The organism is Mycobacteroides sp. H003, assembly GCF_001440135.1.
Taxonomy (GTDB): domain Bacteria; phylum Actinomycetota; class Actinomycetes; order Mycobacteriales; family Mycobacteriaceae; genus Mycobacterium; species Mycobacterium gwanakae.
In genome coordinates this window covers 795,013-817,323 of sequence record NZ_LJYL01000009.1, presented here as the reverse complement: position 1 = coordinate 817,323, position 22,311 = coordinate 795,013, and the positions used below count along the sequence as shown (strand labels likewise).

The following is a 22,311-nucleotide window of genomic DNA, read 5'->3' as shown; positions in this document are numbered from 1 at the left end:
TCACATGCGAAAACCCCCGCCGTAGCAGGGGTTTGACGAGGGAAATCGGGTTACTTGACAAAGTCGTCACCGGACGGTTCTTCGTCGGTGATCGAAATGTTGGGGGTGACCTGCCATGCGGGCTGCGGCTCGGGCAGGTCGTGATCGAACCGGCCCTTGTTGAGCCGGCGCGCCGCTTCTACCTTGAGGTCTTCTGGGAGTGCCGCTATCTCAGCGAAGGTCATCTTCTCTAGGTTTTCCAGCGGATCGTCGGGGGCGTCCATGGGCACCCATTTGACGGCGTCCTCGATAACCCCAGGTCCGACAACCTTCTGCTTCTTGATCACTGGGGTAGCTGATGGGCGCCAGCCTCGGCGAACCATGTGGTATCCGATGATCGAGACGCAGTAGGAGGCGTCCATTACTGTTCCGTCGTTGGCTACCGGGTAGTGGCAGTCGGTAAGGAATTGGTGGAACGCGGTGAGCATCTCCTGCTTTTCCGCTTCTTCGGCTTCGCGCTTTGCGGTGAACTTCTTGAAAGCGTTTGTCTCGTTGAGTTCCATTGCCTTCTCTCAGAAAACGTCCGTTGAGCCCAGGAACATGCCGACCAATCCCCATACCGCGGCGAGCGTGCGGGTGGCTTTGGCTACTGGATCTTCTTCTTCGGAGTCATCCCCGATCGACAGTTCGATAGTCATGGGGTTTGACTCGTCGTACGACCGACGTACCGCGGTGCACTGGTCTACGTGGATGACGTTGCCCATCTGGAACCCGAGACGGTCGCCTAGCGTGAAATCGGTGTCCAGTAGATATGGAGTGCCGTTTCGGATGCTGGTCTTGAAGCTCGTGTATGCCCTTGTCTTCCAGTGCCCTGAACGCAGGTTCAAGATTCCGGACACGGTGTACGCGGTTCCGCCGCCGCCCTGTTCGAAGTGCTCCAGGAACCCGAAGTCGCCCATGCGGATAGCCCTGATGGGGTCGGTAAATCGCTGCCACGCCAAGAGGGTGTCGTCCAACTGGCCTTGGTACAGCTCTTCCAAACCTGGCGTTCCAGGCTGCTGGTACGCACCCAAACCGTATGAGATGACGGCAGATAACTGCGACAAGGCGTACTTAATGCCGAAGGTTTGGAGCTGGTTCACCCACCCCGGAGAACGTCCACCGATCATGATGGTTTTCGCGGTCGCGCCGTGCATGGTGCGCTGGGACTCGACGATCCCCGAGTATTCGCCGTCCTTGAACACAACCCACGGGGGTTTTGGTGCCACACCAAACCACTTGCGGATCAGCGGATCAGTTTCCCCATCGTTGTCTTTGTCCAGATCAATGACACTGGAGAGGGTTTCGGTGATCATGTCGTCCGCGGTGGAGGCGATCAGATTTATCGGGCCGTCCAGTAGCGTTCCGGTGGGGCCAGTGACGCCGGACTTGTCCTCTACCGCGAGAATGACGGCGTTGCGGTGCGGGCGTGCGAGTTGACCCGCCAGCTTCCCCAATTCAGGGTGCGGGGACTCTTCGTCTTCGGTGAGCCACGTGTAGGCGCGGATCATGCAGCCCGCATCTTCCAGTAGCGGGGCGGTGACGGTGTGAATGTCGGTCCAGCGTGAAGTGAGGATGGTGGTGCGGGACTGATCAAACAGCGGGTTCAAGAACTGGACTTGCACCGGCCATAGCAGCGGGTCGAAGCCGCCGATGATGTCCGCGACCCCCAACCATGCGCCCGGGTTGAAGATGTTCGTCGGAATAGACAGCAGCGGAAAGTACTGCCGCGCAAGGTTGATGAACATAGTCAGCGAAACGGCGGTACGGCAGTTCCAGGGGAGCACGAACATCTTCGGGAACTGGATCTCCGGAGGGAAGATCGGATTCGCACCCGCCAGAAGATGCTTGACGTGTTCGCGGTTGTGCACCATCTCCATTTCGACGGTGTGCAATCCGTCGTTAGAGCGCTTAGCGGTGACGCCGGTGATCTTGCCGCCCCAACGCGTCTTGTACGACCGCTTGGTAGGGATCGGGTCGAGGGTGAAGTGGAGGTCTTCTTCGGCGCGGCGGTCGTAGAGGATGAAGTTGGACAGCCAGTTGTCTCGCCGGATAACACATGTTCCCGTGCCCGAATCTGCCATCACCTCTTCGACACGCACGCTCTTTTCTTGAGCGATCGTGCCGACGGGCTTCATGTTCTTGTCCCACAACCGCAGCAGGGGGCGCTGTTTGGTTTCGGCCACCTGCGCGCGCCGCCGCCCCTCAAGGTACCGGTAGGCAGACATTGGGTCACCAACAGTCGGGGCCTGGGTAGCGCCGATGATGCGGTCCAGGATCTCCTGCGGAGATGAAATGCCGGTGAGGTCAACCGACCAACTCACGCGTAAGCCATCCCGTAGCGTTGGGGCACAATGGCCGTAATGGAGCCGTTAGCGTTTGAGTGGCGCACCTTCAGCTTCGCGATTGTCTTTGGCGGGATCAGACTTGCGTCGGTGAATGACTGCGTCATGCGCCGCCACACCGGCAGCGTCGAGCTAAACAAGTCATGTAGAAGGAAGTCCAGCAGCTGCGAGTTCCGCAGAATCTTGTAGAACAGCGGATCTACCGGATCTGTTGACGCGGTGAGGGTTCGAGCGTTCGGGTCTGTGTCCACCAGCACGTACCCGTCCTGCGGGGTAAGTAGCGGAAGCTGAACCCACCTATCGCCCTCTTGTATCCACGCCTTACCTGGCGAGGACACAATGAACTTCGGGTAGGAGGCTTGATCACCGCGGTTAGGAACAGTGATCACACCCTCGCCCACGTCGAGACCGGGGATGAACTCGTTCAGGAGGTCCTCGATCTGATCCCACAACGTGGAGGTGTCGATCGTGTTCTTCCATGTTGAATACTCGGAGCGCTTCGCCCAATACGGTTGGACGGCAACGATCGTCATATCCCAGGTCATGAAGTTGTTCCCCATGGCGGTCGGATCCAGCGTGAAAGCTGTCTTGGGATCAGAGGCCAACCGAACCCGCAGGAATCTCCACCCATGGGTGCGGGTCCATACCCCGAGGTATCCGTCCTCCTTCGCGGACCAGGAACCCCACCAGCGATCCTCAAGGATTCGGTACCGGAACGGGTTGTCGATGACCTCTCCGTTGCGGGAGATCCACGGGGCCACATCCGGATTGATGTGAACCCCGAAGTTGATCTCCCGCTTCTTCCAGTCCACCCGCTCAGGAATGGCGCCGATCGTGTAGGGGCCTTCAGACATCAGCTGCTCGAACGGGACATGCATCATCCCGGACAGCTGGGGGGCGAGAATAACCCCTTCGCGACCCTCGTTTGTGCCAGCAAGGTTCCACATCAACCGCTTGCCCGTGGAGGGGTGCGGCACTCCGATATAGACGACCTTCATTTTGGTCGCCTTCAAATACTCAGGCAGGCCGTAGAAGTCCTCGGTTGGAGGCTTATGGATGCCGTGGAGGTTGAAGTCAGCCATCTAGGGCGCCCCCACTCGTGCAGTACCGAAGTTGCGGCGCCAGTTGGAGTTGTAGCCGTCGTTGACTTTGTTGACTACATCCCCGGCATTGGCTCCGACGGGTCCGTTGAAGTTGACGTTCGTGGACTGGTCAGTGGGGCCACCGCCGGTGCCGGGGTTTTGGCCGGGCACGAATGCCGCAGCAGGATCCATGCCTGGACGCCCCAGCTGGTTTCCACCTTGGAAGTCGCCGGGCTGTGCCATGCCGCCGCCAAACGGTTGTGGCAGTAGGCCGGTGATGGCATCTACGACACCACTTCCTGATCCGCCCATTGCGGCACCCGCGATATTTGCGAATGCCGCCCCGCCTTCGCCCAAGAGCGGAGAGCCGTCCGATTCCTTACGGAGCCCACCGAAGAATTTGAGGAGCGTGGATCCGGCCTTGAATATGCCCCAGTCCATCGGGTTTGAGAAACCGTCGGGAAGTAGCGTTTCCGTCAGTCCGCCCACCCCAGTGTCGGCGAGTTCACCGAAGTTTGGCATCAGTTCCTTGAGGCCCTCGGAAATCTTCGCGATCGGGTTGTTGGCCGATCCACCGAAGCCTGATCCACCGCCTTGTAGGTCTAGCCCGGCGCGGTCATCTTTGGCTTGCTGCAGATCGCGCTTGAGCTTCTCGACCATGTCGCGCTTGCGCTGCTTCGTGGTCTCCTTAGCCTTCGGATTGGATTCGAGGTCTGCGAGTTCCTGCTCTGTAACGTCGAGACGGTTGGAGAGGTCATCGATGCGGTCGTCTGCTTCGCGAACCTGCTTTGATGACGCTCCTTGTCCCGACGATCCGCTTCCAAATCCGAGTGGGGAAACTGAGCCTGATGCGCCGGGTAGTGACACCGAGCTTGCGGGCAATCCGACTGCGGCTGCGCCAGATCCACGTCCCTTGCCGAGCATTACGTGCAGGTGGTCCATGTGGTTCTGGGTGTCGCTGCCCCGGTCGGACATCGGCTTACCTTCGGTAAGTGAACCGCCGTAGCCGTAGCTAGTTTGCCGCCAGATGAGCCCGTCCAGACCAAGTACTTGTGCGTTCTTCACTACGAATGCGGCGACTGCATCGCCCAACGCCTTGCCCATTGGGGTGTTGTAGTTGGGGATCATGATGTCGATGGCGTTTCCGGACGAGTGCTCCCCGTATCCGTCTTCGGAGCGTCGCCCGCCAATATTGGAGATCTGCGGCCACAGCTTCATCACCATCGACCGCAGGTAGTTCGCCCCAGGATTCAGTCCCTCGGCGAAACCTGGGATCATCATGTCCCGCAGATATGAGGCCGAGGGGACCCATCCGGCGTTGAGTGCGGCGACAATTCCCGCGCCGCCGTTGTTCATGCCTTTGGCAGTGACGACGCCCTCGCCATCGGATAGCCACGCAAGGATCGAATCGGAGGTACCCGTTCCGGGGCCACGCACCGGGCCGCCGCCGGAGAACCCCTGCAGGGACTTACCCCACTGATTGAGTTTGTCAGCTCCGGGAACCTCAAACCCGAATACCGAAGTGGGGATAGCCGACAAGAAAGCGCCTAGGGCTTTCAGGGGCGCCTTAATGACCGCAGCCAGTCCTGAGAATGCAGATGTGACAGCGTCTTTGATCGCACTTGCCGCACCAGAGATGCCGGACTTAAGGGCATCCCATCCGGCCTGGAACTTGTCGAGGATCGGGGAGACGAAGTCCCATGCGGCGCTGATGGCCGTCTTGATGCCCTCCCAAGCGGGCGCGATGGCGTTGTTCCACAACCACATCGCGCCTTCGCCGACAATCTTGCCAACGCGCACCCAGTTGTTGAAGACGTCCGATACGACTTCCCACGCTAAGCCGATGACTTGTTTAATCCCTTCCCAGGCGGGCTTAATGGCGTTCTCCCATAGCCACATCGCGGCGGTACCGATCGCCTGAAAGGCGGGTTTCATCGCCGCGAACACGGTCTTTAGGAAGTTCCACGCCACGCCAACTACTGTTTTTATGGCGGCCCAGGCGGTTTGGACGATCTTGCGGAATGTCTCAGAGTTCTTGTATGCCAGGATGACACCGGCGACGAGTGCCGCAATAGCGGCCACGATCAAGCCGATCGGGTTGGCGGTCAATGCGATATTGAGGATCGCCTGAGCGGCAGCCCACAACTTGGTGATCCCGATAATAACCAGGACGGTCGTCTTGTAGGCCACAAACCCAGCAACCAGCGGGATGATGACGGCCTTAAACCGCTCGAACAGGTTGACCGCTCCACTTATCCCCGAAATCAGACCGGGGCCAACATTTTCGGCAATCTCACCAATTGCCTTGCCCAGCCCACCGATCACGGTTCCGAGGGTTGATGCGGCCTGCTTGACCGAGTCTGACGCAAACGCTGTTTGCATCGTGTTGACAAAGCCCGTCAATCCATCGCCGACCGACTGCAGCGGCCCGTCAATGAGCTCAAAGAATGTGATCGAGGCGGTCTCTACAGCATTCTTCATCCGCTCAATAACGCCGGGTAGTCCCTGATTCTGCGCTGCGGCTAGATCTGCTGCGGCGCCCTGCCTGTCGACGGCCTTACGGAGCCGGTCATACCCCACGCTGCCTTCCTTTGCCGCAACACCGGCTAGGCGGGCCGCGTCGGAGCCGAAGAGTGTTCCGGTGGCGGCCTGGTACATCTCGGGGGTCATACGCTTTGCGGCTTCACCCAGCTGCCCCAATAGCGAACTCATGCCGACAAACTGGCCGCTCGCGTTGTACACGGTTAGGCCAAGTTCTTCAATCGCACCCTGGGCGGGGTTGGACTGGTCAGTCAGCGCCAGCAGGGTGGCCTTTAGCAGGGTGCCCGCGTCGGAGCCCTTGATGCCGTTCGCTGTCAGCATGCCGATCGCGGCAGCGGTGTCTTCCAGGGTTAAGCCGAACTGGGACGCCACAGAGCCACCGGCCTGCATCGCGAACGCTACATCGGTAATGTCGGCCGAAGTAGCGTTTGCGACGTTCGCTAGAACGTCTGAGGCTTTAGCCGCGTAATCGGCGTTCAGGCCGAAGACCTGTAGAGCGTTGGCCTGAATCTTTGCTGCTTCTGCGGCTGAGATCTGTGCCGCTGCAGCCAACTGCAGAGTGCCCTTGGCTGCAGTCATGGACTGTTCGACAGTGAAACCGGCCTTGGCCAGTTCGGTCATAGCCTGGGATGCGTCGACAGCGGACGTGCTGGACAGGCTTACGTCGTTACCAAGATCCTTGGCGCGCTGACGAAGTAGGCCCATCTGATCCGCAGTAGCGCCAGTGACGCCCGAGAGGGTGTTCATGGTCCGCTCGAAATCGACGCCGGTAGTTATCGCAGCCTTGAACCCCACGGCCAAGGCGCCGGCTGCGGCAACAACCCCGGAAGCTTTCAGTGCCGACTTGAATCCCTCGCCAAAGCGTGATCCAGCAGCCGTCCCCTCTACCTGAGCGGTACGTGCGGCACCCGAGAACAACGAGGTGACCCGGCCGCGTGAGGTTGCCGATTCCGCACCGCGAGTGAACTGCTGGCCAGCCTTCTGCCCTTCAGCTGCGGCCCCCCGCGTAAAGGGGGACCACCACTTGCTCGCAGAGTTCCACTTTGCGCCAGACGCCAACGCGGCCTTCGAGAAGTCCGCTCCGGCCTTGTCGCCAGACTTCAGCGCCTGCTTTTGGGCGTTGTCAAAGAGTGCGCCGATGCCCTTTTGGGCTTCTTTGTACTTAACTGTTAAGGATAGGTATCCTGCCGCGAGTTCAGTTGCCACAGTTCACCTCCCAAATACATTCCGCAGTTTCCTGCTCTTGTCGTCCAGATCGTCACCGCGCCCGAGTGCCGCCTTGATCCGTGACAGCGGTGCGGCTTTCACATTTGAGCCCTTACGTTCCGAGCTCTTGTCTTGCATGTCCGGGCCGATCATCGATGGCCGCTTGCGGTTCTTTTGACCGTCTTTGGACTTCGACCACAGGAGTAGGCGCAGGCAGTTGACAACCATCGCTAGGAGCCGGTTGGTCAATGTCCAATCGGCCTTGTCTGGATGTAGCTGCTGAAACAGTCTGGATTTACGATCTAGGAACATCACGAACACATGCAGGTCTCGCCACGTGAATTCCGGTGAAGGACAGTGCCGTAACCGGAAACCTGCGTTGAGTAGGTCGGCTTCTAGCGCGTCCCGATGCTCATCAATGAGCGCTAGAAGCGCTAGGATTTTGGGGCGTCGACGTTGGCATCCTTCTGCCAAGCGGTCATCAGCTCATTAACCTTCTTGGCTGGCATCTGGTCGAACAGCTCCAGATCCTTTTCGGTCAGCGCCCATTCGAACATCGCCCACATTCCCGCCTCAGCGTCGTCCCGGTTCTTTCGCAGCACGCCTGTAGGTATCTGGTCGAATGGCTTCAAAGCGATTGTGTGCTCGACTTTTTCATCGCCTTCGCCGAGTTCAAATTTGTAGACGAACATCTGCAGCCTTTCGGTGATTGTTAGCGCAGCCGGTTAGACCGGCGGGGCCTGCGGTCCCGGCTGCATCAGAAGAACAAGCCCCGCCGGGGCTATGAGCCGGTTACCTGACCGTCGTCGGTGTACAGGTAGACGTAGTTGCCGTCCGCATCCTTGAAGCACTTGACAGTCACCTCGTAGGAGATGGTGTCCGAGTGCACGATGGTCACGTCACCGACTTCGGTGATCTGTCCATCGGGGATGACGTTGCGGTACTTGGCATCCAGCTCGGTGTCAGTGGTGTCGATGACCCACGACATGTGCGGGAGCTTCTTCGAGTTCTTCTTGACCGCAACCTGGGTTCCGTGGGAACCGTTAGCCGGAGTGATCGTCACGTTGGACTCGCCGTAGATCGCCTTCAGGACATCACCCTTGAGTGATTCAAGGAGAACGAACTGGAAGGTGTGGTTGTACTCGGTCTGCAGAACCTTGACCGTGTCGCCGCCGAAGGCTTTCTTTTCTTCGGTCGTGCGCTCCATGGTCTCGGTGAATCCGTCTTCGCCGATGTATCCGAGGTCGACGAACGCAACATTTAGGGTTGCGCTCACTGTGGTGGGGAGTGTGGTGCCGAGGGGTGCAACAAGGCATGACCCGGTCGCCAAAGGCTCGGCAGCGTAAACATTTTTGACGTCAGACGCCATGATTTTGCCCCTTTCAAGGCACGGTGCAGCCGGGACCAGAAAGGGTGTTTAGGTAGCGCGCAGAAGCACGTCTACCGTGAGTTGGAAACGCGGAGAACCTGTTACAGGCTCATTCCATTTGGCTGGTTCGCCGACGATGTTGACGCGGCGTATGCCGATGTGTTCATACGGGGCCTGCAGAAGAAGGTCTCGTACTTGCTCGGCGAGCTCGCCTGCGGTGACTTCGCTTGTGTTCCAGCATTGGATGATCAGGCGTCGTTTCGACAGAATTCGTTGTTTCACACCTTCAAGTTCTGGCCCTATCGGCACAGAGCTGACGGTGATCAGTGGGTTCGGGCGGTTGGTGGGAACGTCACCGGATACCCGTATACCTGTTTGGGCCGCGAGGTAGTCGCGGACAACTTTTGGTGCGTAGGGGAACATTTAGTCACCTCCTGCGAGGTGTAGGTTCCTTACGAGGGTGTTGTTTTCGGCGTTGTCGACGATGGATTCCACTTCGGCGGTGATGACGGTGGCACGATATCCGCGCTTGGATAGTGGCTCATCGCCTTCGGTGGAGACCCTGTATCCGGGGGCTTCGTCGGTCTCTAAGCCTTGGTTGCAGGCGTCGGCGACGCGTTGCATGCGCTCTACGCCGTCGGTGTCGATTATTTTCCGAACGGTGGCGTTCCAGTTCTTCTTGTTGAACTTGAGCTTGGCCATCAGCCGGTCACCTTTTTGAGCTCGACAACGATGCCCGGTTTCCAGCCGTGGAATCCGCCGGTTTGATCACGCACACCGACGGTTTCGTACGTCACACCGTTGACAGTGAAGCGGTCCATCAGACTGACCGCTAGGGGCGGGATGGCTAGGTCGCGCTCCGCGACATCTTGCGATGTGTGCCCATCCAGGTTTTCGGCCCTGTGGGTGCCGAATGAGTACGCCTTCTTTGACACTGGCGTGCCGAAGGTGGGTACGTCGTTGCCCATACCGTCTTGGGTGACTCCCGTTACGGGAGTGTGTGTCACCGGGATTCGGGCGAGCGACTGGAAGCTCACAGGCGGTGGATGATCACGTTAGGGACGGGGTAGCGGTAGCTTCGCGCCTCAGCCAGCTCATCTCTGGTCAGTAGGGCGGTCGATGAAACCCAATCCGCTAGCCGTTGCCGATAGTCGGCGCCAGCAGTGATGTCCGTGGACTGCGACTCCACCGATCCGGGTTCGACAGTGAGGTTTCGTGCAACGATCGCCGCTACAGCCGAAACCACGGAAGCCGGTGGTTCATCGCGGGTGTACTCGACGTAGACAATCTCCCCGGTGGGAATGCGGCACCCGTTACGGGTGACGTTCACGTAGTCGTCTTCGATTACACCGTCGATGGATTCACCTTCGAGGTCGGTGACCGTGACGCTTGCACCGGTGGGCGGGTCGGGTAGGTGTACCCGTCCGTCCACGATGTGCGCGCGCACGGTCACCGAACCTGCGGTGAAGGTGCGGCCAGCCTCCCGCTGAAACACTCGAGACACCCTCTCCAGTAGGCCCTCTACACGGGCCTGCTGGGAGTCGGTGAGCTCGTTCTCGTCGGCCAGTCCTAGGGCTGCGGCGACGTCAGCGGGAGATGCCAGCACTAGCTGCCCAGCTCGTTGAAGACCAGAACGCCGGTGGGGCGAACGACCTTGCCGCCGTACACGTGCAGCGCACGGACACGGTCGGCGAACTTGTTCTCCGCTCGCATGCCTTCGATCTCGTCGATCTGCGACACGAACGCGTAGGCGGTCGGGTGGAAGAAGACGGCCTGTGGCGAGTCGGTCTCGGGCAGGTTGTTCGACATCACGATTCGGACGTTCAAAAGCTGCCCGATGGTGCCGTTGCGCAGGCCGTTGTTGTCTCCAGCCTTTTCAAAGCTGGTGAGCTTCGAGTCGGCGCCCTGCAGCAGACCGGCGTAGGCGGCGTTGATAACCGCGACACGGCCGGCGTTGGGGACATTGGCCTTGTTCATCGCTACCACTGCGTCACGAATGACGTTGAATGCTCCGTCGCCAGTCGTGAGGCTGGAGTAAGCGAGGTTGCTGCCGTCCGCGACCAGACGGTTAGCGATGAACTGGTCGGAGTCGGCTACGAGGGCGTCGGCGCCAGCGTTGGTGTAGTCCTCCAGCGAGCCGGCTGCCTGCGCTTCGTCGATGTCATCGACGTAGAAGTCGATGGACTTCTCCTGGTCGATCGACAGCGAAACTCGGGTGTCGGTGATCGCGTCTGCGGAGGTGAGTCGGCCCGCGGCCTTGTAGTCCTTCACGGTCGGGGGGACGACGCCGGTGATGTGGACGGTGTTGCCCTTGGTGGCGAGACCTTCGTATCGACGGTCAACCAGGGCGGCGAAGACGTTCTCCGCCTTCCAGCGCTCCATCAGCGCTGCGCTCCATAGCTCGGGGATGAAATTGGTGATAGCCATGACTACTCCTTTCGGGAGTTACTTCTTGCCCATCAGCTCGTCCAGACGTCCGTCTTTGTAGGCGGCCATCCGGTCTGCTGGGGACAGGGATTTGAGTTCGTCGTGGGTCGTGATTTGTTTCGGCCCAGTGACTTTTGTGTCTGTGGTGACCTCGGCTGCCGGTGCTGCCGCCGGTGCAGTCTTCGACTTCATGGCCTCTTCGAGGCGCGCATTGAAGCGCTGTTGCCAGCGTTCAGCGGATGCGCGCATCTCTTCTTCGGTGTTGCCCTTGATGTCGTCAGGGTCAACGCCAGTGGTGCGGGCTACCTCTGTGCGCAGTCGTTCCGTGCGTTCGGAGGTGAGTTCTGCTCGGATCTTGTCGATTTCGGCCCTCGGGTCGAAATCGGACTTCTTATCCGCACCAGTCTTTTCGAGGAGTTCTCGCCATTTGTTGGCGTCGTCGAAGTTTTCTTTCGCACGTTTTTCCCAGCGTCGTTCCTCTACGCGGGCTGCGCGAAGCTTCTCTAGCTCCTGTCGCTCTTCGGCCGTGAAAACCTCGTTTTGGGGGGCTTCCGGCTTAGTTTCAGGAGTGGGTTCGCCCGGTTCCGTTACGGCTCCCGGCATGTCATTCGGGGTCACATCAGACATGTGATTTTTCCTTTGCGTTGCGCATTGGTTGGCGCCCGTTCGGGCGAACCCCCTTGTGGGGGAAGTCTTTTACAGATCGGATTTGGAGGTGAACTGTTGTCCGGCCCATCCGATCACTGGGCCTACCTCGCCGTGCTCGTGCGTGACAAGCAGCTTGCGGTAGTCGGGGGCTCGTCCGCCGCGGTCCTGCAGGTCGGTGAAGGCTTTCACCTGCGTGTGGGTGGCTTCGAGCATGTTCTGGTCGATAACTTGGCTGACCGACTCTCTAGGTGAGAGTGGGGCGATGTTGCAGTCGCATCCTGGGTGGATGGGCATCAGCCGCTTAGTTTTGTAGCGCTGCGTTGCGGCAATCAGGCACATAGCGCAGTTCTCAGCACCCGTGGGTACGCGCCGGAAGTACTGCCTGCCGCTGTGCTCTAACGATCTCTGAGATTGGCGAACTTTCGCCATCTGCAAATCGGTTCCAGCTATGTTCTGCAGACGGCGCCCGCCCGCGGCGAGGGCCTGCTGCACCGGTTTTCCACGTGCGAGCGCGGTACGCGCAGTGATTACCGGGCGTGCGTACACAACCTCCGGGGCAACCCCGCGGGCCGTGGTGATCGCACCCCCCGCTGGGATGGCTTGTACCCCGGCGACTTCGGCGAAGTACACCGAGGTCAGATTCCCGACCTGCAATTGGGCCGCCAACACGGTTGGGGCCATCAACTCGATGAGGCGTTCCAGTCCCGCATCGTCTAGTTCAACTTGGCTCCACACTGTTGCGGCGTAGGCCAGTAGCCGCCGTCTTAGTTCCGCGACGGCGGCGGCGTAATCAGCGTGGTCCACCGGTCACTGGCTGTTGAGGAGGTTGATTCTGGTTCTGTGCGCCGAACAATGACAGCTGCTCTTTGGCGCGATCCAGGGCGTCTTGGTTGATCTGGTCGGGCGAGTAGTTGAGGATGTTCCGTGCGATCGATCCCCACGACTCCCCAGCGGCTTTAGCCTGTGCCGCGGCAGAGTATTTCTCGGACAAGGTAACGCGAGCTGGGGATTCAAACGAGACATCCACGGTCGGGATGTCCGTTACACCCTCAGTTTCGAGCGCCTTGACCAAAATCGCTTCCAGCCCGAGCTTTGCAACCGCAAGGCGTGCATCACACTTGAAAATGAAGCCCTTCTCGGTGTTCAGAGCGCCCTCAGCGGACTGATTCGCGCTATCTGGCATAAGTACCGGCAAGGGGGTCTTTGTGGCCGCGGAGAGCTGTCTGATGTCTTCTTTGGACGCATTCAGCATCGGCATAATGTCGGTTGTCTGCGACTCCCAGATCTTCACGCCGGGGGGTAGGTCCCATAGGGCGCCTGGTGCGGGCTCGAATATGGCGGCGTAATCGATGGCGTTGCCGTGCTCGTCGGTTGTCGGCAGTGGATTGTTCAGATCCGACTGCAGAGCCCGCTGGCGGAATGCCTGAATCGCCATGGTGGACATGCGTTCCAAAATTCCGCGGTTGATGCGGTTGATGATGTCAATGTGGGGCTCAAACTCGCCCTGGCCGCCCGGGTTTGCGTACACGACGATCGGTGGGGCACCTGCGGTTTCAATGAGTGGTCCCGCCGGATCCCACTGACCGGATATGCGAGACAGGAGGCGCTTTGAGTTGATGTTTGGTACGTAGCAGTCGCGGGAGAACTTTTGGCGCGCACCATTTACCCAGACGAGCGCATAGTCCTTCTGTTCGTCGATGTCGCGCCAGTATCGGATGCCTGCGCGAACCCGCCAAGGTTGTAGCGGATCTGCTGCGACGCACATGGTTTCTGGCGAATCCGCCGTGATGACAGCGCCGTTGTCACCCTGCCAGCAGGTCAAGAACGAGTCACGGAAAGTAAGGCCGTATTCGAGCCACTGCCTGGCGATGGCGTCCATGCGGTTGTCTCGCCAAATCCGCTGCGCCTGCTTGGCAATATCCGAATCCGACGAGCCGCCGACCGTAATTCCATTCGGGACGATCCGGTCTGCCACCGAATCCCGTATCAGCATCCCCCAGTTGGTGCGGGATTCACGCTGGAACGCTTTCCAGGAGGCTCTGGTGTTCTTAGACGCCTCCGGTAGTGGTGCATCGCCGGATACATATCGGTCCAGGAGGCGCACACGGGCCATGTTGTCGTCAATGCGCTTCGACAGGATAGGGAGCCATTCTTCTGGTGTTGACGCCACGAGACTCCCTTCTTTGGTCAGTAGATGCGCCTCGGCACATAAGATTTGGGTCTTGGTTGCGCGCCTTCGCGGCGGGCATCTACACAGGCGGTCCAGGACAGTACAGCGGCCATTGCGGCGTCGAATTTGTCTTCCAGGCGTCCGTCTTGCTTCTGGAGGATCCAGATCGGCTCGCCCTGATCGTCAAGTAGCTTGAGTTCACGCCTTCCGGCGTGCCCCATGTGCTGAATCAGGGTGTCAATCCACCGGTTCGACCCGTAGGTGACGATTCCGGAGTCAATCGCCTCGACATAAGCCCGGACGGCGGCTGCCATGGGCGTTTTCCGCTGCGTATGCCACTCAACAACCCGATCTGGGTATCTAGCGGCCCAGGATGCGACCGTTTCGGTCCAATGCGGCGGGTCGCAGTACATGCGCCACACCTCGTATCGGGACATCATGTCCGTAACGAGGTCTGTTACTTCGTCTTCGGGGACTTCCCAGTCCTCGACATTCTCAGGGCGCTGCCAACAGCCCAGGAGCATCTGGCGGCCCGTAGAAATATCGGTGATGGTCAGCGCTGTAGCGTCACGGAAGCGCGCACCGTCGAATCCGGCTGTAACAAACGCCCCATCCGGCACAGGTCCCCACGGTTTCCCGTCCGGATTGAGCTTGAGGGCTTCAACTTTCGTCATGTCGAACGCTTGTGAGCCGGATTTGCGCCACCGGTTCAGCCAGACCCGCTCCCAGTAGGCTTTGTCGACACCTTTGCGGTCGTAGTCCTTTGCGATCCGCTCAAACTGGCCGACGCCCCACTCCCCTACTGGTCCCGTGGCGTCGGCGACGGCGGCGATGCGGTTTTCGACCGTGGTGAGGTCGCGGTGCTCATCCCCAGCCCAGCGACGGAAAAAGAACAGGCTCGGATCGTCTACCTCACCCTTGGCGATAGCTTCCGCTTCGGCGAGCACATCCTCTTCGATGCTGTTCTGCCCCGGCTGCCCTGCGGTAGACGTGTACAAGGTCCACGGATCCTCGAGGGGCCGCTTCGGCATGTTCTGCAGCATCGTTTCGTGTGCGTCTCGCATCCGCTGCATAAACAGGCGGTGCGGCTCATCGAAGTGCTGAAATGTGGTCCGCGCACCGTCACGAGAACCGGGGGCGTTAGACACTGCGACGACAAATCCGTCTTCGGTGCCGTTCCAGCCCTTTCGAATGATCTTCTCTTTGGTGATGACAAACAGATCCGCGTCCGGGCCGTTCTCCAGCACGTACTTGAGTACGCCGTAGGCAAGTTCTTCGACCTGCTCTTCGGTGACCGCCATCATTGGGATGACCGGCGACTCCACGGGGCGCCCAACCGGATTCCCATACGCATCAAACCCGTCACACCGGACAGGCGCCTCCGGATGCAGCTCACAACCGGCGATCCAGGCGGCGAGCTCGGTTTTCGCGAGACCCTTGCGGACCTCAATGGCGCCACGCTGAAACCTGCGGCGCCCCTCAAGCCGATGCCCCTGCGGGTAGATCTCATAGAGGCGGTAGATGATGCCGCGCTTCTCATCGTCGAGCCGCGCCGGCTGACCTGATAAGGATCCGGGGCCGAACACCATCCGCTCTTCAATGAACTGGCACACCTGCGCCCCAAGTGTCGGGTAAGACAGGTCGAGCGGCGGAACAATCAGAACCGCCATAGCGGAATTACTGGACTAGCTTGAGCCGCGGATCGGTACCGGGTTCAGGCGGTGGGGTCGCGGGCGGACGCCGCTTCTGCCCCTTCGCCTTCGAATCCTCCGACTGCTCGATCTGCCATTCCAGCCGGCGCCGAGCCATAGGGTTTGTTCCGTAGTCGGCATCAGCTTTCTCGAGGCGAACCTGAATCTCGGCCCGCTCCTTCGGCGTCTCAGCCAGCCAAAAATCGTTGTACAGCATCGCCACACGCATCAACCCGTTGATGTCAGACTCCGCATACTCTGGAGCCATCGGCGACGACCAGATATCAGCCCACCACCGCTTAGTCATCGAATGCCACGCAATCTCATCCGGCAACGGCGGCGTCTCAACATCGTGATCACCAGACAACACAGCCTTGGTGGCCGACTTATTCCGCCGCGCACGAACACTCGGATCCTTAGGAGTAGGTCCAGGCATCAAACAACCTCCCGTTTCGGGAACAAAGGTGAGCGCCCCGTTGCGGGACTAAAACTGTGGGAACCCGTACGGACCGGAAAGAGCAGCTTCGGCCCGTGGCGGCGTGCGATGGGGGTACGGGGTGCCCCCTGGGGGCTAGTTGACGCCGAGCCTGACGAACAGTTTGCGCATCCAGTTGAAGGTGTTGGTGAGGAACTTGCCTGGGCGCGTCTTGGTGTAGAAGCGCCTAACCGGGGCAGTGTCGGCTATCCATAGGCTGAGTATCAGTACCCAGCAGGTGATTAGGACGGGCCATTGCATGTTTCTGATCTTACTAGCGGACGGTGACTATCAGCGGGGTCTAACCTGATGGCCCTGTGCAGTATTGCCTTCGTCTGCGCTCTTCTTGTCGTGGCAGGGGCGGCATGCGGCTTGGCCGTTGGTGATGTCGTACGGTGCTCCGCCGAATTTGGTGGCGGTGATGTGATCAGCTATGCCTGCTCTGCCTGTGCAGCCTGGGTATTGGATGCGGCAGCGGTAGTGGTCGCGGTCTAGCACGGCTTTACGCCATGCTTCGTGCTCTGGTGTCTTGGTGCGTGGGTTGCCCTTACCCCAGCCATGAGTGGTGTGTGTAGGGCAGCGGTGTCCGTTGTAGACAAGGGTGGTGCAGTCCTTGAAGGTGCAGACTTTTGGGGCTCGCGGCATCAGCAGTACTGGATCATTGGCAGTAGAAACCCCACGGATATTTGGTCTGTGTACGCCCATTGCGCTGCTCGTATCGGAATGTGACCCAGCGCTGGAAGATGTTCCACCACCACCAGTCACGGACTACATCAAGCTGCGTGCAGTCTCCACACCTGCAGCCAATAACGGGCATCCGTGCTCTAAGCGCTCTTGGCATTGAGCTCTACTACAGCGTCATCGTCGTAAGTACTGAACGTGGCCTCAACTGCACTCTTCAGTGTGAGCGCGTCCTGTACTACTACCTGATCCCATGTCTTGTATGAGGTGATCAGCTTGTCGCCGTTATATACGTGCAGCACGGCCTGTGGGTCTACTACGTAGTGGGTGGCGGAGGGCCAGCCTTGGTTATCAGTGCTTCCGGGGATGGTCACTAGGACTGGCATCAGCGGCCAATCCAAAGAAGTAGACGCCGCCACCAAGTGACCTTCACTGCGCGTGCACTCGATAGCACGCACATATAGATCGGGTCATCGGGTTGGTGCAGCGGGATGGTGATTGAGCTGCACGCGGCGGAAGTGATAATTGGGATGCCCTGTTTCATGGGTCTGGGATTCCATTCTAGTTGCAGAGTAGGACGGATCGCGGGGTCTGTTGTGGGACACCAAATCTGTGCGCTACACGCGGCAGTGTGCGTGAGGATCCGTCGGGATGCTGGAACAGTGTCGGCGTATCGGCGTGATCGCAGATACTCGGCCACGTGTAGGCGACTTGGTGGTTGTTGTTGCGTGCCCAGTCTGTGAGTACCTGATCTACCGGCATCTGGAACCAGCGGTTGTGATCTAGTGCGCTGTCGATCAACTCGGTACGTATCGCATACCCCACAGCGTGGAGAAGGAACCCTTCGGCCACAATCCACGAAGCACCCGCCGCATCAGCGGCTTGAGTGGCTTGCAGGACTCTCGGCTGCCAATGCTTCGGGTAGTTGATACCTAGATAGAACGAAACAATCGGTGCCGGTGAAGCATCTAGGACATTCGTCAACGTGGTTGACCAGTCCCCGCATGGGATGGCGTCATCCTCGAGGACAACACCCCACTCGGTAGGGCTACTGGCGAGCCATTGCAGAGTGCGGCGATGGTTCCTGTCACACCCCAGTGTTCCGTTGTCTATCGACAGGAACGCCGCACCAGTTGCTTCCATCAACTCGTGAGCCGCAGCGGCCCGCTTGTTATGGGCGACTATGCCGATGCGGTAATCAGTCACGTGCTCTCACGTGGGCCACCGCGCCGCATGCGCTCCATCATCCATTCATACGGCGGTAGCGTCCCGCATACTTCACACGGAGCTATTCGGAACCAATTACCTTCACGCACCTCTGGATAGAGGCATTCATGTTCAGTGGCGCTCATAAAGGCAGGCGCTCAACCGAAGACAAGCGCAGTGTGGTGGCGCTTGTGGCGGCGGCGAACCGGAACGGCTCGATGCGCTGGTTGGTTTTGCGGTTGTAGACCACGTTCGTGAAGTCCACCCGATACGTCAGCTCGGGCAGGGGCCCGATGGCTTCGGTGTTGGCGAGCAGCTTCACACCCGGCGTGGAATCGAGAGTCTTCAGCACACCGTCTTCCTCGATGCGGCCAATGATCGGCTCCAAACGCACCGTGGTGGGGATATCGGAGATGGTGGCCAGCACTTCCTTCACCGAAGGTGTGAAAGTGACAGTGCCGGAAATCATCTTCAGATCCGGCTCGCTACCCTCATCGGACCCATCAGAGACGATGGCCTGATAGGTGTCGGCCACAGTGAAGTACACGAAGGCTGCCATTACCCGTTCTCCCTTCGCATCTCATCAGCGAGGTCTTCTAGACGCTTATGTTCATCGGCCATCGCTCTAGCGCGGTCACCGATAGGATCGAAAGGCGGGGTGCGCCACCCACAGGAGCAGGCACCGCCCTTGCGGGTCTTCCCGCCGGGGAGCATCTGCTCGAAAGTTCCGACGATGTGGGAGTTCACCCACTCTGCCAAGGTGTATTGGGTGCCGTCAGGGCCGGTGATGAGATGGTCGGCCATCACACACCCCCTGCGGTGAGTTCGCGGATACGTTCAGGTGTTGTGGCCTGCCGGTAAAGCTGGTAGCGGGCCTTATTGCGTTCAGTGGCGGCCCGATCAGCCGCGGTCAAATGATCGCCACTGGCGCCAGGTAGGTGGTACAGGTGATATCCCGGTCCGTCGATGAAGCGGGTTGGGCCGCAGCACACCTCAAACGCTCGGCACATCGCGTCGTCGTCATACCAGGCACCCTCGAACGACTCGTCGTACTGGCCGATGAGTGAGAGTGATTCCCGGGAGACGACATTGACGGCACCGATCGACTGACGGTCGCCTCGGACCTGATGCGATACAGCTTCTTCGGGCTCTAACTCAAGGTCCCGGACGCGAACCGAGTCCTCGGGGGTAATGGCCATGAAGCGTGAGAACGGAACGACTAAACCTGGCGCCGACGAAGCCAGCGCGACCGCTTCCCGAATCTGGAGAGCGTCGACCAGCAGATCTGATTCGCAATAGACAAGCACGTCGGCGTCAACCATGTCGGCACCGCGGTTATATGCGGCGGATCGGTTGAACGACTCATAGCCTGAGCGGCCGTCATCAACAACGTGGATGCGGTACAGCCCCTCCATGCCCATCAGGACGCGTCGCAGATTCGCGGGCCTTAGAGGGTCCTTACCGCGGTCCCGGAACGGGATGATCACGGCGATGTTCACAGGTACTCCCCTGCGACCTTGGCGTACCCCCTGCGCAGTAGGTCCCATGTCTCATCGGGGAGCTGCTGCGGTCCAAACGATAGGTGCGACACCACAAACCCTCTGTGGATGACTCGGGGCTGCATGTTGGCTGCACCTTCGTCACCGATCTTGAAACCGGGCGGCCAATCCCTGCCGGCGATATGGGCAGGCGACGGCGCGTCCAGTAGGTCCGCGATGCGTTTCAGGGTGGGGTGGTCGAGTCCGATGCAGTTGATCGACAACCAATCCGTCGTCGGGATGACTTGGTTGGGCTGACCGGTCACATCCCGCCAATTGGTCAGGAAATGCTCGTGGGACATGGCCGCGTAGTCGCCGGACATGTGCACATCCAACAAAGGGATGTTCAGGTTCTCGAAGCCGCGCCAAATCAACGGCTCTAACCATGTTGAGGCGCCGTTGTTCACGGTCAGCGCGGAGACAACACTGCCGCGGTTGTTGTCTATCGCCTCGAGGTGTTCACTGAATCGTGCGGTCTCGAAGAACACGTCATCGTCGTCGACCTTGACGAACAAACAGTCCTGATACTCGGGTTGGGCGTAGTGCCACCACACCTTGTTGAAGCCGGTCCAATGGCATCCGCCGTGGAAGTCGTTGCGGACGGTGATCCGCTCCCCTGTGATGGTTTGCAGATGCTCCGCGTCCTTGGGGTCGCGGGCGAGGTTCCAGATGTCGTATTCGACGTTCGGATGCTCGGCCAGTATGCGCTTGATGTACGGGACTTGAAGTTCCATGTTGGCTTTGCGGCCCGCGAACACAAAGAGGATGACTCGCAACACAACTCCCTAAGTGATCCGAATCGCCCACGCCTCATGCGAATGCCCAACCACACACCAGTTGATGCCGGTGCGGTCGGCGTACTCTCGCCAGGCTTTCATCTCATGGTCTTCGCAGCCGTCGTAGCTGTGCCACTCGTCAAACACAACATAAGTTCCCGGCTTGAGCTGTAGGTGCTCCAAAGCTGTTGCCGTGGACGAGTAAAGGTCGCAGTCGATATGCACCAAACCACACTCGGGAAATGTGAACCCTGGCAGAGTGTCGGCGTACCGACCTATCACTAGGCGAGTGTTGTTGATGGCTGGTGGTTTATGCGCGAACGACCCCTTAGGGAACCCGTCACGCCAATCCTCCGGTAGGCCGGTGAAGCTGTCGAACCCGATCACCGGCATATGCTCGGCAATGATGCGGGTCGATTCGCCTTTACCCACCCCGAACTCCAAAGCCACACCAGAAGGCCTCAAACCGACCACGTGCCGCAGAAGCGAATAGTGCTCCACGGGCGGGAAGTATGGGCCTAACTGGTAGTCCTGGACACCTTCACCTTCCTGGTAGGGAAAGTACGGCCATGTTGGGTGCTTGTGGCCCCAACGGTTTCCATTCGCCTCACACATCCGGGCACGCTCGGGAAGCTCAAACCGGGAAGAACCCGTGCGGTTTCCTTCGGCTTTGTCCCGCGAGTAGATCAGGTTGTGTGATCCGCGGACATCGGCGAATGGCCATCGCGTCAACCCTGCGTCGTGGATTCTCTGCGACCAGTCGACGTGTTCGCCGCCGTGCGCCCCATATCCGATATCCATGCCGCCCACCGCGTCGATCACTCGACGTTCGGCATACAGGAGAACCCCGCGGGGGAATCCGATAGCGAAATGCTGCTCGTCTTGGTGAGTGACACTGTGCCGGCCACCGCTGGGCCACTGAAACGACAAATGCGGTTCCGGGGACTCAACGTAAGGCTTCCACCACTCGTCTACGGTGGGCCACACATCATCGTCAGCGAGAAAGAGGTGGTCGCACCCCAAGTCCATAAGCTCGGCGATGCACCGGTTCTTCGCCACCGCTATCCCCATAGGTAATGGATGGCGAACAACACTCACACTCGGCACTCGATGCACCGGGATACCCCGCCAGCCCTCAAGACATATCGGCTCGTCGCTGCCGTCGTCCACAACAACAATCGGCACATCAGCCGACGTGTGCTCGATCCAATGCATTAGAGCGTTGAGAAGGACATCCCTGCGGTTGTGGGTGGTGATCGCTACCCCGAGCACTACTGCCCCTCTTCACAGTGCGGGCAGCAGTCGTACCGGAGGCGGCGGCCGCAGTACTCGCAGTGCTGCACGGCCATCTGATCTCCCGTTTCGCCTGTACCCGTCGGGGTGGAGGTCTACGATCCGCCAATGATCAAGATCGCAGCTGCAGCCGCCGTAGCGGCCAGCATTGTTTTCGCGCCCGCGGCGTACGCGGACGATGACGCCTACCTGGACGAACTGTCCGGGCAGGGTTTTCAAGTGATGTGGCAGTCCCGGCCGTTCCTACTGGCTGCCGGTAACGGCATGTGTAATGACTTACGAAACGGGGAAACCCCGGAACAAGTCGCCTCGCACTCCAACTATCCGAACGCGACACCAGCCAATCTGTTGGCTATGGCGCGATCGGCGAAACGGAACCTATGCCCGTAGGCTCACGGTCTAGCAGGTAGTCCATGCGGCGAGTACAAACCAACTCTTCATGGAGATCACCCTCAGTACGGGCTATACGTAACCGCTGCAACGCTTCTAAAATGCGGAGCTGGTTAGCGGTCAGGGCCATGGCTAGAGCCTGAACAGCTTTCGCCACCATGGGAGCTCCGGAGGGTAGCTCTCGGGATGTAGGCGGCGGTCGTACACTTCCCACTCTTCTGGAGTGCACATGGCTTTCAATCGTTGGTCATACAGCCGCGCGGCTTCAACTGGATCCAATGGTTGACCATCAAGCATGATTGCCTCCCAAAGGGATTCAGCGTCAGGTGAGCAAGACGGCTTCTATACCATCCTCTGCCCAGTCGTAATACCCGGCATATGAGCACGGGTAGCCGTTTGGGTTGTAGCGTGTGACTCGAACGAAGTCCAGGTCGTCGTAGCCGCCACCATCCGGG

26 protein-coding genes are annotated in these 22,311 nt (G+C 59.5%); 1 reads left to right on the top strand and 25 read right to left on the bottom strand.

What is annotated here, in order from left to right:
• Positions 1–50: 50 nt before the first annotated feature.
• The 25 genes from AOT87_RS04330 to AOT87_RS04215 form a co-directional block, all read right to left on the bottom strand.
• On the bottom strand, positions 51–542 hold the full coding sequence (locus AOT87_RS04330; protein ID WP_234797255.1) for a hypothetical protein: 492 nt from the start codon (positions 540–542) through the stop codon (positions 51–53).
• 9 nt (positions 543–551) lie between these two features.
• Entirely contained in the window at positions 552–2,246 is a 1,695-nt protein-coding gene (locus AOT87_RS04325; protein ID WP_346425392.1) for a hypothetical protein, read from the bottom strand.
• Positions 2,247–2,338: 92 nt separating this feature from the next.
• A complete protein-coding gene (locus tag AOT87_RS04320; RefSeq protein WP_057969668.1) occupies positions 2,339–3,445 on the bottom strand; it encodes a hypothetical protein in 1,107 nt (368 codons plus the stop codon).
• The gene (locus tag AOT87_RS04315; protein ID WP_057969669.1) at positions 3,446–7,192 is read right to left on the bottom strand and encodes a phage tail tape measure protein; all 3,747 of its coding nucleotides are present in this window, start codon (positions 7,190–7,192) and stop codon (positions 3,446–3,448) included.
• A gap of 3 nt (positions 7,193–7,195) precedes the next feature.
• Entirely contained in the window at positions 7,196–7,504 is a 309-nt protein-coding gene (locus AOT87_RS04310) for a DUF5361 domain-containing protein (protein WP_109398869.1), read from the bottom strand.
• A 122-nt stretch (positions 7,505–7,626) separates the two neighbouring features.
• Positions 7,627–7,884 (bottom strand): hypothetical protein, encoded by a 258-nt coding sequence (locus tag AOT87_RS04305; RefSeq protein ID WP_057969671.1) that lies wholly within the window; start codon positions 7,882–7,884, stop codon positions 7,627–7,629.
• Between the two features lie 89 nt (positions 7,885–7,973).
• The gene (locus tag AOT87_RS04300; protein ID WP_240483267.1) at positions 7,974–8,468 is read right to left on the bottom strand and encodes a hypothetical protein; all 495 of its coding nucleotides are present in this window, start codon (positions 8,466–8,468) and stop codon (positions 7,974–7,976) included.
• Positions 8,469–8,609: 141 nt separating this feature from the next.
• Positions 8,610–8,984 (bottom strand): hypothetical protein, encoded by a 375-nt coding sequence (locus tag AOT87_RS04295; RefSeq protein ID WP_057969673.1) that lies wholly within the window; start codon positions 8,982–8,984, stop codon positions 8,610–8,612.
• Positions 8,985–9,263, bottom strand: a complete 279-nt coding sequence (locus AOT87_RS04290) for a hypothetical protein (protein WP_240483268.1) — start codon at positions 9,261–9,263, stop codon at positions 8,985–8,987. It abuts the gene before it with no gap.
• On the bottom strand, positions 9,263–9,598 hold the full coding sequence (locus AOT87_RS04285; protein WP_240483269.1) for a hypothetical protein: 336 nt from the start codon (positions 9,596–9,598) through the stop codon (positions 9,263–9,265). Before AOT87_RS04285 ends, AOT87_RS04290 begins: the two co-directional genes overlap by 1 nt.
• On the bottom strand, positions 9,595–10,167 hold the full coding sequence (locus AOT87_RS04280) for a hypothetical protein (protein ID WP_057969675.1): 573 nt from the start codon (positions 10,165–10,167) through the stop codon (positions 9,595–9,597). The genes AOT87_RS04285 and AOT87_RS04280 overlap by 4 nt, the downstream gene beginning before the upstream one ends.
• Positions 10,167–10,988 (bottom strand): P22 phage major capsid protein family protein, encoded by an 822-nt coding sequence (locus AOT87_RS04275; RefSeq protein ID WP_057969676.1) that lies wholly within the window; start codon positions 10,986–10,988, stop codon positions 10,167–10,169. The genes AOT87_RS04280 and AOT87_RS04275 overlap by 1 nt, the downstream gene beginning before the upstream one ends.
• An 18-nt stretch (positions 10,989–11,006) precedes the next feature.
• Complete coding sequence (locus AOT87_RS04270; protein WP_057969677.1) at positions 11,007–11,615, bottom strand: hypothetical protein; 609 nt, start codon at positions 11,613–11,615, stop codon at positions 11,007–11,009.
• Positions 11,616–11,684: 69 nt separating this feature from the next.
• On the bottom strand, positions 11,685–12,440 hold the full coding sequence (locus tag AOT87_RS04265; RefSeq protein WP_057969678.1) for a hypothetical protein: 756 nt from the start codon (positions 12,438–12,440) through the stop codon (positions 11,685–11,687).
• Positions 12,427–13,806: a phage portal protein gene (locus AOT87_RS04260; protein WP_082634958.1), complete on the bottom strand. Its 1,380-nt coding sequence runs from the start codon at positions 13,804–13,806 to the stop codon at positions 12,427–12,429. Before AOT87_RS04260 ends, AOT87_RS04265 begins: the two co-directional genes overlap by 14 nt.
• Before the next feature lie 17 nt (positions 13,807–13,823).
• Entirely contained in the window at positions 13,824–15,476 is a 1,653-nt protein-coding gene (locus tag AOT87_RS04255; RefSeq protein ID WP_057969680.1) for a hypothetical protein, read from the bottom strand.
• Positions 15,477–15,483: 7 nt separating this feature from the next.
• The gene (locus tag AOT87_RS29200) at positions 15,484–15,933 is read right to left on the bottom strand and encodes a hypothetical protein (RefSeq protein WP_057969681.1); all 450 of its coding nucleotides are present in this window, start codon (positions 15,931–15,933) and stop codon (positions 15,484–15,486) included.
• Between the two features lie 135 nt (positions 15,934–16,068).
• Entirely contained in the window at positions 16,069–16,233 is a 165-nt protein-coding gene (locus tag AOT87_RS28780; protein WP_157859002.1) for a hypothetical protein, read from the bottom strand.
• A gap of 563 nt (positions 16,234–16,796) precedes the next feature.
• The gene (locus tag AOT87_RS04245) at positions 16,797–17,039 is read right to left on the bottom strand and encodes a hypothetical protein (RefSeq protein WP_057969682.1); all 243 of its coding nucleotides are present in this window, start codon (positions 17,037–17,039) and stop codon (positions 16,797–16,799) included.
• Positions 17,040–17,214: 175 nt separating this feature from the next.
• Entirely contained in the window at positions 17,215–17,859 is a 645-nt protein-coding gene (locus AOT87_RS04240) for a hypothetical protein (protein WP_057969683.1), read from the bottom strand.
• A 142-nt stretch (positions 17,860–18,001) separates the two neighbouring features.
• Positions 18,002–18,418 (bottom strand): hypothetical protein, encoded by a 417-nt coding sequence (locus AOT87_RS04235; RefSeq protein ID WP_005110295.1) that lies wholly within the window; start codon positions 18,416–18,418, stop codon positions 18,002–18,004.
• Positions 18,418–18,663, bottom strand: a complete 246-nt coding sequence (locus AOT87_RS04230) for a hypothetical protein (protein WP_057969684.1) — start codon at positions 18,661–18,663, stop codon at positions 18,418–18,420. The genes AOT87_RS04235 and AOT87_RS04230 overlap by 1 nt, the downstream gene beginning before the upstream one ends.
• Positions 18,663–19,358 (bottom strand): hypothetical protein, encoded by a 696-nt coding sequence (locus AOT87_RS04225; RefSeq protein ID WP_057969685.1) that lies wholly within the window; start codon positions 19,356–19,358, stop codon positions 18,663–18,665. Before AOT87_RS04225 ends, AOT87_RS04230 begins: the two co-directional genes overlap by 1 nt.
• The gene (locus AOT87_RS04220) at positions 19,355–20,176 is read right to left on the bottom strand and encodes a hypothetical protein (protein WP_057969686.1); all 822 of its coding nucleotides are present in this window, start codon (positions 20,174–20,176) and stop codon (positions 19,355–19,357) included. Before AOT87_RS04220 ends, AOT87_RS04225 begins: the two co-directional genes overlap by 4 nt.
• A 6-nt stretch (positions 20,177–20,182) precedes the next feature.
• Complete coding sequence (locus AOT87_RS04215; protein ID WP_057969687.1) at positions 20,183–21,445, bottom strand: TylF/MycF/NovP-related O-methyltransferase; 1,263 nt, start codon at positions 21,443–21,445, stop codon at positions 20,183–20,185.
• A gap of 129 nt (positions 21,446–21,574) precedes the next feature.
• On the opposite strand from AOT87_RS04215, the gene AOT87_RS04210 reads away from it, so the two are divergent.
• On the top strand, positions 21,575–21,856 hold the full coding sequence (locus AOT87_RS04210) for a DUF732 domain-containing protein (protein WP_005110289.1): 282 nt from the start codon (positions 21,575–21,577) through the stop codon (positions 21,854–21,856).
• The last annotated feature ends 455 nt before the right edge of the window (positions 21,857–22,311 follow it).

Coding starts and splice junctions, on each gene's coding strand:
- AOT87_RS04210 (WP_005110289.1), top strand. CDS start 21,575: ATGATCAAGATCGCAGCTGCAGCCGCCGTAGCGGCCAGCATTGTTTTC.
- AOT87_RS04320 (WP_057969668.1), bottom strand. CDS start 3,445: ATGGCTGACTTCAACCTCCACGGCATCCATAAGCCTCCAACCGAGGAC.
- AOT87_RS04305 (WP_057969671.1), bottom strand. CDS start 7,884: ATGTTCGTCTACAAATTTGAACTCGGCGAAGGCGATGAAAAAGTCGAG.
- AOT87_RS04325 (WP_346425392.1), bottom strand. CDS start 2,246: ATGTCTGCCTACCGGTACCTTGAGGGGCGGCGGCGCGCGCAGGTGGCC.
- AOT87_RS04275 (WP_057969676.1), bottom strand. CDS start 10,988: ATGGCTATCACCAATTTCATCCCCGAGCTATGGAGCGCAGCGCTGATG.
- AOT87_RS28780 (WP_157859002.1), bottom strand. CDS start 16,233: ATGCAATGGCCCGTCCTAATCACCTGCTGGGTACTGATACTCAGCCTA.
- AOT87_RS04290 (WP_240483268.1), bottom strand. CDS start 9,263: ATGGCCAAGCTCAAGTTCAACAAGAAGAACTGGAACGCCACCGTTCGG.
- AOT87_RS04245 (WP_057969682.1), bottom strand. CDS start 17,039: ATGCCAGTCCTAGTGACCATCCCCGGAAGCACTGATAACCAAGGCTGG.
- AOT87_RS04230 (WP_057969684.1), bottom strand. CDS start 18,663: ATGGCCGACCATCTCATCACCGGCCCTGACGGCACCCAATACACCTTG.
- AOT87_RS04255 (WP_057969680.1), bottom strand. CDS start 15,476: ATGGCGGTTCTGATTGTTCCGCCGCTCGACCTGTCTTACCCGACACTT.
- AOT87_RS04295 (WP_057969673.1), bottom strand. CDS start 8,984: ATGTTCCCCTACGCACCAAAAGTTGTCCGCGACTACCTCGCGGCCCAA.
- AOT87_RS04310 (WP_109398869.1), bottom strand. CDS start 7,504: ATGTTCCTAGATCGTAAATCCAGACTGTTTCAGCAGCTACATCCAGAC.
- AOT87_RS04330 (WP_234797255.1), bottom strand. CDS start 542: ATGGAACTCAACGAGACAAACGCTTTCAAGAAGTTCACCGCAAAGCGC.
- AOT87_RS29200 (WP_057969681.1), bottom strand. CDS start 15,933: ATGCCTGGACCTACTCCTAAGGATCCGAGTGTTCGTGCGCGGCGGAAT.
- AOT87_RS04235 (WP_005110295.1), bottom strand. CDS start 18,418: ATGGCAGCCTTCGTGTACTTCACTGTGGCCGACACCTATCAGGCCATC.
- AOT87_RS04270 (WP_057969677.1), bottom strand. CDS start 11,615: ATGTCTGATGTGACCCCGAATGACATGCCGGGAGCCGTAACGGAACCG.